Source organism: Limosilactobacillus oris (assembly GCF_025311495.1).
Classification (GTDB): Bacteria; Bacillota; Bacilli; order Lactobacillales; family Lactobacillaceae; genus Limosilactobacillus; species Limosilactobacillus oris_A.
In genome coordinates this window covers 784069-798795 of the sequence record NZ_CP104398.1, presented here as the reverse complement: position 1 = coordinate 798795, position 14727 = coordinate 784069, and the positions used below count along the sequence as shown (strand labels likewise).

The window sequence follows — 14727 nt, the reverse complement described above, 5'->3', positions numbered from 1 at the left end:
CTCGGCAAGACCGAACTCTGGAGCTCATTTATACTTTCTAAAAGACTAGCTACGTCCTAGTCACAATTGATTTTCCTGGTCGAAGTTTTCCAACTCTTCGGCCGCTGCCGCCCAGTCCAATTCAACTTCTTCGGACTGTGCCTTGAGCTGGTCAAGTTCCTTCTGCAGGTCGGTCAGCTTGCCGATATCGGTTGCCACCTCCGGCTTGCTCATCTCTGCTTCAATAGCGGTTTGCTGGCCTTCTAGCTGGGCCATCTGCTTCTCTAAATCGTCGACTTTTCGTTGCAGTTTGCGCCGGGCCCGTTGCTGGTCCTTGCTTTGCTGGTATGATTGCTTTCCCTGTGAAGCGGCGGGAGAGGACTGGGCTGAGCTTGCTGGATTAGGTGTCGCTGCCTTGGCAACCGTGGCGAGGTAGTCATCGTAGTCACCCTCGTAGTGCTTGATGCCGTCTTTACGCATATCCAGGATGTCGGTTGCCACCTGGTTGATGAAGTACCGGTCGTGCGAAACGAAGAGGACCGTGCCAGGGAATTCGTTGATGGCACTCTCAAGGACTTCCCGACTATCAATATCCAGGTGGTTGGTCGGTTCATCCAAAATTAAGAAGTTAATTGGCTGAAACGAGAGCTTAGTCAGTTCTAGGCGGGCCTTTTCTCCCCCTGATAGCTCGTGGACAACTTTATAGACATCGTCGCCAACGAAGAGAAAACTTCCCAGGAGGGAGCGAATATCCTTTTCTGGTACTTCTGGATGGTCATCCCATACTTCTTCCAGCACCGTCTTATCAGCGTGGAGTTGCTGCTGTTCCTGATCATAGTAGCCGACGTCCAAGTTGGCGCCGAATTTAACGCTTCCGCTGACCGCCGGAATTTTATTGAGGATGGTCTTGAGCAGGGTTGATTTGCCAATCCCGTTCGGGCCAATAATTCCGACCCGGTGGGGCTTACGAACCGCAAAGGACAGGGGACCAGCCAAGACTTGATCGTCATAGCCGACCTTGAGTTGGTCAACATCCAGCACTTCATTGCCGCTGGCCTTTTCGCTGTGGAAATGAAAGTGGATGGACTGGTCATCGGTCACTGGACGGTCCAGCCGCTCCATCTTTTCCAGTTGCTTGCGGCGGGCCTGGGCGCGCTTAGTGGTCGATGCCCGGACGATGTTACGGTTTACGAAATCCTCCAGTTTAGCAATCTTTTTTTGCTGCTGGTCGTAGTGCTTCCACTCCGCCTTTAACCATTCCTGCTTGTGCTGGACAAACTGGGTGTAGTTGCCGGTATAGTGCCGGAGGGTGCGGTTGTCTAAATCATAGACGTCCTTGACAACGTGGTCCAGGAAGTAGCGGTCGTGGGAAACAACCAGCAGGGCGCCCTGGTAGCTCTTGAGGTAGTCTTCTAGCCAGGCCAGCACGTTCATATCCAAGTGGTTAGTTGGTTCGTCTAGTATTAGCAGGTTGGGTGCCTGTAATAAAATCTTAGCCAGTGCCAGCTTGGTCTTTTGCCCACCGGAAAGGGCGTTAACTGGAGTGTCGTAGTATTCTTCGCCGAAGCCAAAGCCGGTGAGGATGCCCCGCATTCGGGATTCATACTCAAAACCGCCCCGTTTTTTAAAATCTCCTTGAAGGCGGTCGTACTGTTCCATTACCCGGCTGTATTGGCCGCTCGTGGCGTCAAGGGTTGCCAGCTGCTTTTCCAGGTCATGGATTGCCTGTTCTTCTTTATGCAGGTCGGCAAAGACGGTATCAAGCTCTGCCCAGATGTTGTTTTGACTATCTAAACCTTGATCCTGAGCTAGGTAGCCGATGGAAAGGTCCTTCGCCTTGCTGATGGTTCCTTCGTCAGGACTGGTAATTCCCGCAATCATTTTTAACAAAGTAGTTTTGCCGGCTCCGTTGCGGCCAACCAGCGCCGTGCGGCCGTGCTCCTGGATTTGCAGGTTAATATTATGGAAGAGAACGTCGGCCCCGAAGCGGCGCTCGACGTCGTTTGTTTGCAACAGAATCATTTTGAAACCTCGCTAATATCATTATGCTAACAATCATTATTTTAGCAGATTTCCCCTTCTTTTATTAAAAAAGTGGAATTATTTTGTATACCGCTTCACAAAACGACGGTTAATTGCTAGAATAGTTAGGAACTAAATTTCACAAGAGCAACGTAGCCGTTCAACTAATAAGTTACATCCCAATCACTTTACAGGACACGTTGCAAAAGAAGATGAATAGGGGGATAAAGATGACAACAAAGAAAATACCACGGGCGACGGCACGGCGGTTACCTATCTACTATCGCTACCTGACGATTTTACTGAACGCGAAGAAGGAACGGGTCTCATCGACCGAACTATCTGAAGCGGTTCAAGTTGATTCGGCGACGATTCGGCGGGACTTTTCCTACTTTGGTGAACTGGGAAAGCGGGGCTATGGATATGACGTAGCGAGCTTGTTAAAGTTCTTTAAGGGGATTTTGCACCAGGATTCACTGGTCAGCGTGGCCTTGGTCGGGGTCGGCAGCCTAGGAAGCGCCCTGCTGAACTTTAACTTCCACCAGGACACGAACCTGCGGATTAGCGCGGCCTTTGATACTAAGCCGGAATTAGCGAATAAGATCAAGAGCGGGATTCCGGTATACCCGGCAACGGATATTAAAAAGCAACTCCAGGAACAGCAAATTGACATTGTCATTTTGACGGTTCCCGGCGAACATGCTCAGGAGGTTGCGGACCAGCTGGTTGAGGCCGGTGTCCGGGGAATCCTAAACTTCTCACCAGTCCGCCTGTCCGTACCGAAGGAGGTTCAGGTACAAAATATTGACCTGACTAATGAACTGCAAACACTGATTTACTTTATTAAGAACTATTCTGATAATAAGAAATAGTGATATTTCCCGTCTGATACTCTGGGGTGTCGGCGGGATTTTTTATTACCTGAAATAGTCAAAATTAGTCAAACTTATCAGTTGCTTTTTAGGTCAAGGGTGGTGTATAGTAAGAATTGCGGTTAGCACTTAACAAGCAAGAGTGCTAAAAGCAAATTTATTAATTAACAAGATGGAGGGATTGACGTGTTAAAACCATTAGGAGATCGCGTTGTTCTACAAGCTGAAACTGAAGAAGAAAAGACCGTTGGTGGGATTGTCCTTGCTTCCAACGTAAAGGAAAAGCCGACTACTGGTAAGGTAATTGCCGTTGGTGAGGGACGGACCCTTGATAACGGTCAAAAGCTTGCTCCAGCTGTTAAAGAGGGCGACCGGGTACTGTTTGACAAGTACGCCGGCAATGAAGTTGAATACAACGGCAAAAAGTACCTTGTCGTTCACGAAAAGGACTTAGTTGCTGTAATCGACTAGCTTAATATAAAGATAGAACATAACACTTTAAAAACGAATTTCTTATTTGAGGTGACAATATAATGGCAAAAGACATTAAGTTTGCAGAAGACGCCCGCGGCGCAATGCTCGCTGGTGTAGATAAGCTGGCTGATACCGTTAAGACAACGATGGGGCCAAAGGGACGGAACGTTGTTTTAGGTCAAAAGTACAGCAACCCTACGATTACTAACGATGGGGTTACGATTGCAAAGAGCATTGACCTGGAAGACCCATTCGAAAACATGGGTGCTAAGCTGGTCGCTGAGGTTGCATCCAAGACCAACGACATCGCCGGTGACGGGACGACTACTGCCACTGTACTGGCACAGGCAATTGTTAACGCCGGCATGAAGAACGTTACTTCTGGTGCTAACCCAGTTGGCATCCGGCGGGGGATTGACAAGGCCACCAAGGCGGCTGTTGAAGCACTGAAGAGCATGTCACACGAAGTTAAGACGAAGAGCGACATTGCCCAAATTGCTTCCATTTCTGCTGCTAATCCAGAAGTTGGTAAGCTGATTGCCGACGCCATGGAAAAGGTTGGTCACGATGGTGTCATCACGATTGAAGACTCCCGTGGTGTTGACACGAGTGTTGACGTTGTTGAAGGGATGAGCTTCGACCGTGGTTACATGTCCCAGTACATGGTAACTGACAACGATAAGATGGAAGCCGACTTGGACAACCCATACATCCTGATCACCGACAAAAAGATTAGCAACATCCAAGACATCTTGCCATTACTGCAAAGTGTTGTTCAACAAGGCCGTGCCCTGTTGATCATTGCTGATGACATCACTGGTGAAGCTCTGCCAACCCTTGTTTTGAACAAGATTCGGGGAACCTTCAACGTTTGTGCTGTTAAGGCACCAGGTTTTGGTGACCGGCGGAAGGCTCAATTACAAGATATCGCTGTTTTGACCGGTGGTACTGTTATCTCCGACGACCTGGGGATGAACCTGAAGGACGTTACCGTTGATCAATTAGGTCAAGCTAACAAGGTTACTGTTACCAAGGACGCAACGACGATTGTTGACGGCTCTGGTGCTAAGGAAGCAATTGCTGAACGGGTTGACCAAATCAAGCAGGCAATTGCAAACACGACTTCAGACTTTGATAAGGACAAGCTGCAAGAACGCTTGGCAAAGCTTTCTGGTGGGGTTGCCGTTGTTAAGGTTGGTGCCGCTACTGAAACTGAATTGAAGGAAAAGAAGTACCGGATCGAAGATGCTTTGAACGCTACCCGGGCTGCTGTTCAAGAAGGTTTCGTACCTGGTGGTGGTACAGCCTTGGTAAACGTTATCCCGGCACTTGAAAAGGTTGAAGCTAGTGGTGACGAATTGACTGGTGTCAACATTGTTAAGGCTGCCCTGGAAGCACCTGTTCGTCAGATTGCTGAAAACGCCGGTGTAGAAGGCTCAGTAATCGTTAACGAATTGAAGGGGCAAAAGGAAGGTATTGGTTACAACGCTGCCGACGACAAGTTCGAAGACATGGTTGCTGCCGGAATCGTTGACCCAACGATGGTTACCCGTTCTGCCCTGCAAAACGCAGCCTCAGTTTCTGCCTTGCTGTTAACGACTGAAGCAGTCGTTGCTGACAAGCCAGAACCAGAAGGCAGCCAACCAGCCGCACCACAAGGCGGTGCCGGCATGGGCGGTATGATGTAATTTGAAGTTAAGTTAAAGTAAAAGGGGGCTGGGAATTAATCCCAGCCTCTTTGCTATTTTAAACATGGTAAGGCCACCGCGTTGTGGCTAGCAGTTCAAATAGGCAAGCTACGCGTCGACGGGGATGGGGGCAATGAAGTGGTCAGGTCAGTTCATCGTCTCCACTTTTTTGTTTAGGGGGAATATTTCCTGGGAAATATGAGCAATTATGGCGAAAATCAGAATTTTCATCGCCATGGTGATTGAAAAGTAGGATAATTAGTTGTAACATTGTTCAGTCATACGAGGATGATAAAATACTTAACTGAGTAGGAGGATAGCAATGTGGCGTTATCTTAAACGTGTATTAATTGGGAAACCATTGAAGACCTTGGATGAGGGGCAAACGCACCTGACAAAGTTCAAGGCGCTGGCCATGCTTTCGTCTGACGCAATTTCGTCAGTGGCATATGGCCCTGAGCAAATTACGACTGTCCTGGTAACACTCTCAGCGGCAGCGCTCTGGTACTCGGTACCGATTGCCGCAATTGTGCTAGTCTTACTGCTGGCAATTACTCTTTCGTACCAGCAAATTATCCGGGCATACCCGAGTGGCGGTGGTGCTTACATTGTTGCCACCCAAAACTGGGGAAGCAATGGGGGGCTGGTTGCCGGCGGTTCGCTGCTGGTCGATTATATGCTGACCGTCGCGGTTTCCACGACCTCTGGGGTTGAGGCGATTACTTCCGCTGTGCCGGCCCTCTATAAATTTTCGATTCCGATTGCGATTATCATTGTTCTATTGATTATGTTCATGAACCTGCGGGGGATGAGCGAGAGTGCTAACTTCCTGACGGTGCCGGTCTACTTTTTTGTTATTATGATTTTTATCATGATTGTGTGGGGACTTTATAACGTGGCAACGGGCCACATTCATTACCAAGCCCCGGCTGACTATGGCACGCCGGTTGCTGGGATGAGCGTTGTCCTGTTTATCCGGGCCTTCTCTGCCGGTTCCTCATCGCTAACCGGGGTGGAAGCCGTCAGCAACGCGGTACCTAACTTCAATAAGCCTAAGGAAAAGAACGCTGCGACGACCCTGGCAATTATGAGTGCTATCTTGGCCTTCTTCTTCATTGCCATTATCTTCTTCAGCTTCTTCATCGGGGTTGTGCCCAATGGCCGCACCACGGTTCTCTCCCAAATTGCCCTGGCAATTTTTGGTGGTCATGGGATGGGCTTTTACCTCTTGCAGCTGTCGACGGCCATGATTTTGGCGGTAGCTGCCAACACTGGTTTTTCAGCCTTTCCGATTTTGGCTTTTAACATGGCAAAGGATAAGTACATGCCCCATGCCTTTATGGACCGTGGGGACCGGCTAGGTTACTCGAATGGGATTATTTCCCTGGCGGTCGGGGCTATTATCCTTATCTTGATTTTCCATGGGCAAACCAACAGCTTGATTCCCTTGTACGCTGTCGGGGTGTTCGTACCGTTCACCCTCTCCCAGTCCGGAATGATTATTCACTGGTTCCGGGAGCGGGAAGGCTGGTGGGTTGGCAAAGCCTGCATTAACTTTGTCGGCGCGGTCATTTCCCTTTCGCTAGTGGCCTTTCTGTTCTGGCAGCACTTTGGCAATGTTTGGCCATACTTGATCATCATGCCACTGCTCCTTTACATGTTCCATAAGGTCCACAGCCACTACATTAAGGTGGCGGCCCAGCTGCGGGTAGCTGAAAAGACGAAGGTTCAGCTCCACGATTATGATGGGGCGACGGTGATCGTCCTGGTTGGTAACGTTACCCGGGTGACCCGGGGGGCAATCAACTATGCACGGTCAATTGGGGACTACGTCATTGCCATGCACGTTTCCTTTGATGAAAATCCGGGCAAGGAACATAAGACGGCCAATGAATTTAAGGCCGAGTATCCGGATGTCCGGTTCGTGGATATTCATTCTTCCTACCGGTCAATTGCCAAGCCGACGTTACGCTTTGTTGATGTAATTGCCAAGCGGGCGGAGGCGCGGAACTACTCGACAACTGTCTTGGTACCGCAGTTTATCCCTAAGCACCCCTGGCAACTAGCGCTGCATAACCAGACCAGTGTCCGGTTGCGTGCGCTGCTGAACTCACGGGAAAACATTATCGTGGCCAGCTATAACTACCACCTTCACGAGTAACGGGGTGTTTTAAATGTCAAAACGACAGATTTTAATTGGCGGTGCATTTGCCATCGGCCTGTTCCTAATGGCGGGCTATACAATTGATAACCGGGGCTTCCATTCGGGAATCTACGGAATCCTCGGCAGCGTTCTACTTGTGATAGCGTACCTGGGAGCGTTTTGGCCCCAAATCAAGGCCGGCGACCGTCACGCTCGCCGGCTTGCCTGCTGGTTGGCGGCTTTGCTGGGCCTGATAATTATCTTGGATATCGCAGAAGCATTACTGGCATAAAAAAGTGGCGTACACTCATAAAATTAGGAAACGTCCCAAATTGGCTCAAAAGCTAATTTGGGACGTTTTGTGTATCTCATGTAAGTTTATTCAGCAGGATTATATGGGATTTCGTGAAAATGACTGCCCATTTTTTGAATCTCTAATTGGTAGTTAAAACGGTTTTGTAGCTGGGCAATTGTGTCATCGGCCGTAGCTTCGTTGATAAAAACGTTTGTGGTGACGTTGATACCATAATCTTCATTGCTGACGGCTAGCTGGTGCTCTTTGAGGTAGTAGAGGAGGGCATCATGCTGGCGATAGCTGACAGTGATAGCGATTTGCAGCTGTTTGATTCGCTGGACGATTCCTGCGTGGTGGACGGCTTCGGTAGTAACGTTGCTGTACGCACGGATGAGGCCGCCCGCCCCCAGCTTGATGCCGCCAAAGTAGCGGGTGACAACGGCGACGACATTATGGAGCTTCGCCATCTGCAGCGACTCCAGGATAGGGACCCCTGCCGTCCCACTCGGTTCCCCATTGTCACTCTCCCGCTGAACCTGGTCCTGGTCCCCAACGAGGTATGCAAAGCAGTTGTGATTGGCCTTTCGGTTGGCCGCCTGTACTTCCTTGATGAAGTTCTGGGCGTCTTCTTCACTGCTGATCCGCTGGAGTGAGCAGATAAAGCGAGATTTTTTGATTACTAGCTCGGTTTGGCTAGCGTTGGCAATGGTTAAAAAGGGTGTTGTCATAATTTAAACTTCTTTCGTGGAAAAATATGGTTTACGCGTATTTAAATAGTGAAGGAGGCATGAAGATGCTGGAAGATTATTATGGCCGCCGGGTCCTGGTGGGACGAGATGAAATAGTGCCCGCACACGTTCAGACCCTACCGACAATCACGGTTCAAACAAGAGAAATCATCTGTCACCGGTGCGGTCAGCGGACTCCTAAGCTAGTTGCGGCACTTCCTAATAACGAGTATTACTGTCCCCACTGTATTAACCTGGAGCGAGTTTCAACACTATGCAAATTTTATCATGTTCCGGAGCCAAATCAATTTACGATTAGTCAGCCGGTCCTAACCTGGCGCGGTCGGCTGTCGCCATTACAAGTTGCGGCTGCACAGCGTGTCACTGCTGGTATGGTGGCCCACCAGCGCCAGCTCCTCTGGGCGGTCACCGGTGCCGGCAAGACGGAAATGATTTTCCAGGGAGTGGCTGCCTGTTTGGCATGGGGAGAACGGCTTGCAATCGCCTCACCCCGGGTCGACGTCTGCTTAGAGCTCTATCCCCGTTTGCAGGCGGCCTTCACTAATACGGAAATGGTTCTCCTGCATGGCCGGCAGTCACAACCGTACCGCTATGCACAATTAACGGTGTGTACGACCCACCAGCTGTTACGGTTTTACCATGCCTTTGACAACTTGATCATTGATGAGGTTGATGCCTTTCCGTATGCTGCTAATCCGGTTCTTTTTTATGCTAGTCAACAGGCAAGTAAAATGCAGGGCGGTCAGCTTTTTTTGACCGCGACTCCGGGTGAATACTTGCTCAACGAGGTCCGGCACCGCCGCTTGCAAGTGACCTACCTGCCCTTACGCTATCATGGCCACCTCCTGCCTGAAATCAGGTGTCACCTTGCCCGGCATTGGCGACGACAAGTTCAAAGGGGGAGGTTGCCGACAGAGATGTGGCGGCGATTGCAGACCAGTTTACACCAAGGGCACCGCTTCCTGCTTTTCGTGCCCCACGTTGCTGACCTGACGACCGTAGCCCGGGCTTGCACTCGTTACTTCCCTGCCACGAGCTTCACAACTGTCCATGCGCAGGATCCGCAGAGGTTGGAGAAAGTGCAGGGGATGCGTGACCGGCGGTATAGCTTTCTAATTACAACGTCGATTTTAGAACGCGGAGTGACCTTTCCAGAAATTGATGTTTTTGTACTCGGGGCCGATGATGATATCTTTTCGAGCGCGGCCCTTGTCCAGATTGCTGGTCGGGCGGGCCGGTCTGCTAGTCGGCCCGGTGGTCACGTTGACTTTTGGCTGACTGCCCGTTGCCGGCGGGTTAGCCAGGCCATGCGGCAGATTCGGTATATGAATCAGAAGGGGCGGTGCTGTCAGCGTGAACTGTCTGCTATGTAAGGGCCCAGTCGCTGCCAAGTTAACGATTCGGGAGCTCATTTGGCCCGGGCGTTTAGCTGTGCCAGTAGTTTGTCCGAAGTGCCGCCAACAATTTATGCCCCTTGAGGGCGAACAGCATTGTCCCGCCTGCTGCCGCCTGCAGGAAACTTCCCAGCTTTGCCCAGAGTGCCGCTGCTGGCGCCAAATGTATTCCTGGAAGCTGACTCATCAGGCCCTGTACTGCTATAATACGGCGATGAAGGAGTTCATGCACCAGTATAAATTTGCCGGGGACTACCGTCTTCGGGCTGTCTTTGCACCGGAATTCACGGCAGCAATTCGTCAGAAGCGCGCAGAGGTCGTGGTGCCAATTCCCGTTACCCAGTCCACCATGGCGACCAGGGGATTTAACCAGGTTACGGGGTTGCTTGACGGTGTTAAGTTAACGCCGTGTCTCCAGCACCGGACACTAGAAAAGACCGCCCAGTCTCACAAGAGTCGCCGGGAACGTCTCCAGACACCCCAGCCGTTTGCCCTTAGCGGTCCGGTAGCTGATTTGGCTGGGAAACGGGTCTTATTAGTCGATGATGTTTATACGACCGGGCGCACTCTCTACCACGCTGCAGACTTGCTCTATCGGGCTGGGGCAGTTAATGTTATGAGTATTTCTTTAGCCCGTTAAATTACTTTAAATGATTTGTGAATAAATTTGTGAATTAATGATAAGTACACTATAATATAAGTAGGATATGAGAAGAGTGGTCCTTCTGATATCAGAACAAGCGATTGCTTGGACTGAAAGGAGAGAAGTACAATGTTAAAGTTCAATATTCGTGGTGAAAATGTTGAAGTTACTGACGCAATTCGGGACTACGTGGTGAAGCGGATTAGCAAGCTGCAAAAGTTCTTCGAAGATAGTGTCGAAGCAACTGCCCACGTGAACTTGAAGGTTTATCCAAACCGTACTTACAAGGTTGAAGTTACTATTCCGCTCCCGTACTTAACATTGCGGGCTGAAGAAACCTCCAATGATATGTATGGCAGTGTTGACTTGGTAACCGACAAGCTGGAACGTCAAATCCGGAAGTACAAGACTAAGGTTAACCGGAAGTCCCGTGAAAAGGGCTTGAAGAACCTTGAATTCGTTCCTTCAGATGATGACTCTGCAAGTGATGAATTAAAGATCGTCCGGACCAAGCAAGTGTCACTTAAGCCGATGGACCCTGAAGAAGCGGTTCTGCAAATGGATATGCTGGGTCATGACTTCTTCGTTTTCCAAGACGCTGAGACCAATGGGACGAGTATCGTCTACCGTCGTCGCGACGGCCGGTACGGTTTGATTGAAGCAGAATAAATCATGTCCGGTGAGGATACTCATTGGTAATTGCCTCTAGGATTCGGGTGCCGAGTTCTAGGGGCTTTTTGTCTAGTGCAATTGGTTTTCAATCGCCCGCCAACGTGGTAAAATGTTACAGTTAGAATTAAAAATATAATTGGCTTGAGTAGTACCTTTTATTCAGAACTCAAGCCTGAATTAGGAAGGACGCTTTTATGGCCAACATTTTAAAAAAATGGATTGAAAGCGATCGTCGTGAATTACGGCGGATTAATAAAATAGCTGATAAGGTTGAGTCTTATGCTAAGACGATGGAAGAGCTCAGCGATGACCAATTGAAGGCAAAGACGGACGAATTTCGTCAGCGTTACCAAAAGGGTGAATCACTAGACGCACTCCTGCCAGAGGCCTTTGCAGTTGCTCGGGAGGGGGCCAAGCGGGTCCTCGGTCTATACCCATTCCACGTTCAAATCATGGGGGGGATTGTCCTCCATGAGGGGAACATTGCCGAAATGAAAACTGGTGAAGGGAAGACCTTGACCGCGACGATGCCGGTATACCTAAATGCCATCTCCGGGAAAGGGGTTCACGTTATTACGGTGAACGAGTACCTTTCCAAGCGGGATGCCACGGAAATGGGGCAGCTATACAACTGGCTCGGTTGCAGTGTTGGCATCAACAACTCCGAAATGAGCCCTGACGAAAAGCGCCAGGCTTACCAGGCGGATATTATGTATTCCACTAATAGTGAAATTGGTTTTGACTATCTGCGGGATAATATGGCGGTCTACAAGGAAGATCAGGTTCAGCGGGGCTTGAACTACGCCATCGTCGACGAGGTGGACTCGATTTTGATTGATGAAGCGCGGACACCGTTGATTATTTCTGGGCCAGGAACGGGAACCTCAAAGCTGTATAAGCAGACCGACCGCTTCGTTAAGCAGCTCAAAAACGAAGTCGATTATAAGATCGACCTGGAATCCAAGACGGTTTCACTGACTGATGAGGGGATTAAAAAGGCAGAAAAATACTTTAACCTGAAAAACCTTTATGATCCTGAAAACACGGCCTTGACCCACCACCTTGACCAGGCGCTGCGGGCTAACTACATCATGCTTTTGGATAAGGACTACGTGGTTTCTGACGGTGAAGTGCTGATCGTTGACTCCTTTACCGGCCGGGTTATGCAGGGTCGGCGGTTCTCTGACGGCCTCCACCAGGCGATTGAAGCCAAGGAAGGGGTCAAGATCCAAGAAGAAAACAAGACGATGGCCAACATTACCTACCAGAACTTGTTCCGGATGTACAGCAAGCTGGCCGGGATGACCGGGACTGCTAAGACGGAACAGGAAGAATTCCGGGAAATTTACAACATGGAGACCATCACGATTCCAACTAACCGACCGGTTGCACGGAAGGATGAACCGGACCTCCTTTACCCGACCCTGCAAAGCAAGTTTGCGGCCGTGGTCAAGCGGATCAAGAGTCTGCATGCCAAGGGCCAGCCAATTCTGGTTGGGACCGTGGCGGTGGAAACGTCTGAATACCTTTCCCACTTATTGGACCAGGAGCACATCCCGCACGTGGTCTTGAACGCGAAGAACCATGCTAAGGAAGCGGACATTATCAAGAACGCCGGTCAGCGGGGGGCAGTAACGATTGCCACCAACATGGCCGGTCGGGGGACCGATATTAAATTGGGCCCTGGCGTGCGGGAACTTGGCGGCCTAGCGGTGATTGGGACCGAACGACACGAGTCGCGGCGGATTGATAACCAGCTCCGGGGCCGGTCTGGTCGGCAGGGGGACCCGGGCTTATCCCAATTCTACCTTTCCCTTGAAGATGACCTGATGAAGCGGTTCGGTGGCGAACGAATCAAGGCCTTCCTTGACCGGATGAAGGTTCAGGGTGAGGACGCCGTAATCAAGAGTCGTTTCCTGACCCGGCAAGTTGAGTCAGCTCAGAAGCGGGTTGAAGGGAATAACTATGACTCCCGGAAGAACGTGCTTCAGTACGATGATGTAATGCGTGAGCAGCGGGAAATCATCTACAAGGAGCGGCAGCAGATCATTACGGAAGGCAAGTCCTTGAAGTGGGTCCTGATGCCGATTTTTAAGCGGACCATCCAACGAGAGGTGGAACAGCATACCCTAGGTGATGAAAAGGATTGGGACCTGCAGGGAATCGTTGACTTTGCCGAAGAAGTGCTGGTCAAGCCAGACGCTGTTTCCGTGAAGGACCTCCAAGGCAAGTCACAGGATGAGATGGTTGACTTTCTGATGAGTTTTGCCGAGAAGGTTTACGATGAGAAGAAGCAGATTTTGACTGACCCGTCCCAGATGCTGGAATTTGAAAAGGTCGTTCTCCTGCGGGTGGTTGACTCGCACTGGACCGACCACATCGACATCATGGACCAGTTCCGGCAGTCTGTCGGCCTCCGGGGGTACGGTCAACTGAACCCGCTGGTGGAATACCAAACGGCGGGCTACCACATGTTTGAGCAGATGGTGGCTGATATTGAATACGAGACTACCCGCTTATTTATGAAGTCTGAAATTCGGCAAAACGTTACCCGCTAAGCGTGGCAACTAAAAACATTACTACAAGGTACGGCAGTTCGGTGACCCATGGCGGTACCACTGCCGTATGTTTGTAACTGGAGGAATTGTTGATGGAATTAAGTGAATCCAAGAAGAAAATAGAAGCAATGCAGCAGGAAGCTGCCCGCTTCGGGAGGTCTCTTTGACCTCGATGCCCTTGACGAGCAAATTGCGGAAAATGAGCACCAGATGGCCCAGCCTGATTTTTGGAATGACAATGAAAGGGCCCAGAAGCTGATTAACGACAATAACGATTTGAAGGCCAAACGCGACACCTACGTTGCCCTCCGCGACCAGCTGGCGGACTTGGAAACAAACCTGGAACTGCTGGAATTAGAGCCGGATCCGGAGCTGGAAAAGGAGTTTGCGACCAGCTTTGCCCAAACTGAAGAGGCTTTGCAGCAGTACCGACTTAACCAGCTGCTGAGTGAAAAGTATGACAGCAAAAACGCCATTCTTGAAATCCACCCGGGGGCAGGGGGGACGGAAGCCCAGGACTGGGGTGAAATGCTCCTACGAATGTATGTCCGCTGGGCCGAACGGCACGGCCTGACGGTGGAGACGGCTAACTACGAGCCCGGCGAAGTTGCCGGGATCAAGAGTGTGACCCTGCTGATCAAGGGACACAATGCCTTTGGCTACCTCCGCAGTGAAAAGGGGGTCCACCGGTTGGTTCGGATTTCACCATTTGACTCTGCTAGCCGGCGTCACACCTCATTTGCGTCGGTCGATGTAATGCCTGAACTGGATGATAGTGTCGAGGTTGACATTAACCCGGCCGACCTGCGGGTAGACACCTTCCGCTCCAGTGGGGCTGGTGGTCAGCACATTAACAAGACCGAATCGGCGGTCCGGATTACCCACCTGCCGACCGGACTGGTGGCTTCTTCACAGGCGGAGCGGTCGCAGCTGCTCAACCGGCAGACCGCAATGAATATGTTAAAGTCAAAGCTGTATGAACTGGAAGAGGAAAAGAAGGCTAAGGAGCGGGCTGAAATTGAGGGGGAACAGCTCGAGATTGGCTGGGGCTCCCAGATTCGCTCCTACGTTTTTCACCCCTACACCCTGGTAAAGGATAACCGGAGCGGTCATGAGACCCATAATGGGCAAGCGGTGATGGACGGGGACCTCGATCCCTTTATCAATGCCTACCTGCAATGGAAACTCAGTCAGCAAAATCCGCAATAAAAGCGATTGCAGTTCTGCTGGAAAGTCGT

13 protein-coding genes are annotated in these 14727 nt (G+C 50.5%); 10 read left to right on the top strand and 3 right to left on the bottom strand.

Features of this window, described 5'->3' with window-relative positions:
- Window positions 1–60: 60 nt before the first annotated feature.
- On the bottom strand, window positions 61–2001 hold the full coding sequence (locus tag N4599_RS04160) for an ABC-F family ATP-binding cassette domain-containing protein (protein ID WP_062813084.1): 1941 nt from the start codon (window positions 1999–2001) through the stop codon (window positions 61–63).
- Between the two features lie 230 nt (window positions 2002–2231).
- Here N4599_RS04160 and N4599_RS04155 point away from each other — a divergent pair, with 230 nt between their 5' ends.
- From N4599_RS04155 to N4599_RS04135, 5 genes are all read left to right on the top strand, one after another.
- Complete coding sequence (locus N4599_RS04155) at window positions 2232–2873, top strand: redox-sensing transcriptional repressor Rex (protein ID WP_003711264.1); 642 nt, start codon at window positions 2232–2234, stop codon at window positions 2871–2873.
- A gap of 186 nt (window positions 2874–3059) precedes the next feature.
- Window positions 3060–3344, top strand: coding sequence for a co-chaperone GroES (gene groES / locus N4599_RS04150; protein ID WP_260902174.1), 285 nt, complete (start codon window positions 3060–3062; stop codon window positions 3342–3344).
- Window positions 3345–3406: 62 nt separating this feature from the next.
- A complete protein-coding gene (gene groL, locus N4599_RS04145) occupies window positions 3407–5035 on the top strand; it encodes a chaperonin GroEL (RefSeq protein WP_003711290.1) in 1629 nt (542 codons plus the stop codon).
- A gap of 322 nt (window positions 5036–5357) precedes the next feature.
- Complete coding sequence (locus tag N4599_RS04140) at window positions 5358–7196, top strand: APC family permease (RefSeq protein WP_062813082.1); 1839 nt, start codon at window positions 5358–5360, stop codon at window positions 7194–7196.
- Window positions 7197–7209: 13 nt separating this feature from the next.
- Window positions 7210–7470 carry a hypothetical protein gene (locus N4599_RS04135; protein ID WP_062813081.1) on the top strand — a complete coding sequence of 87 codons (261 nt, stop codon included), beginning with the start codon at window positions 7210–7212 and terminating at the stop codon, window positions 7468–7470.
- An 86-nt stretch (window positions 7471–7556) separates the two neighbouring features.
- Here the strand turns inward: N4599_RS04135 and N4599_RS04130 are convergent, their stop codons facing one another.
- Entirely contained in the window at window positions 7557–8201 is a 645-nt protein-coding gene (locus N4599_RS04130) for a YigZ family protein (protein WP_062813080.1), read from the bottom strand.
- 65 nt (window positions 8202–8266) lie between these two features.
- On the opposite strand from N4599_RS04130, the gene N4599_RS04125 reads away from it, so the two are divergent.
- The gene (locus N4599_RS04125; protein ID WP_260902169.1) at window positions 8267–9595 is read left to right on the top strand and encodes an ATP-dependent helicase ComFA; all 1329 of its coding nucleotides are present in this window, start codon (window positions 8267–8269) and stop codon (window positions 9593–9595) included.
- 52 nt (window positions 9596–9647) lie between these two features.
- Here N4599_RS04125 and N4599_RS04120 read toward each other — a convergent pair whose 3' ends face one another.
- Window positions 9648–9803, bottom strand: coding sequence for a hypothetical protein (locus N4599_RS04120; RefSeq protein ID WP_224757950.1), 156 nt, complete (start codon window positions 9801–9803; stop codon window positions 9648–9650).
- A 39-nt stretch (window positions 9804–9842) separates the two neighbouring features.
- On the opposite strand from N4599_RS04120, the gene N4599_RS04115 reads away from it, so the two are divergent.
- From N4599_RS04115 to prfB, 4 genes are all read left to right on the top strand, one after another.
- Window positions 9843–10256: a ComF family protein gene (locus N4599_RS04115; RefSeq protein ID WP_224757951.1), complete on the top strand. Its 414-nt coding sequence runs from the start codon at window positions 9843–9845 to the stop codon at window positions 10254–10256.
- 132 nt (window positions 10257–10388) lie between these two features.
- The gene (gene hpf, locus N4599_RS04110; RefSeq protein ID WP_003715938.1) at window positions 10389–10928 is read left to right on the top strand and encodes a ribosome hibernation-promoting factor, HPF/YfiA family; all 540 of its coding nucleotides are present in this window, start codon (window positions 10389–10391) and stop codon (window positions 10926–10928) included.
- A 197-nt stretch (window positions 10929–11125) separates the two neighbouring features.
- The gene (secA, locus tag N4599_RS04105) at window positions 11126–13489 is read left to right on the top strand and encodes a preprotein translocase subunit SecA (protein WP_062812818.1); all 2364 of its coding nucleotides are present in this window, start codon (window positions 11126–11128) and stop codon (window positions 13487–13489) included.
- 92 nt (window positions 13490–13581) lie between these two features.
- Window positions 13582–14698 (top strand): peptide chain release factor 2 gene (gene prfB, locus N4599_RS04100; protein WP_260902164.1). Its coding sequence is split into 2 segments (ribosomal slippage): window positions 13582–13653 and window positions 13655–14698, totalling 1116 coding nucleotides; the frame shifts between segments, so codons are not numbered across the junction.
- Window positions 14699–14727: the final 29 nt, after the last annotated feature.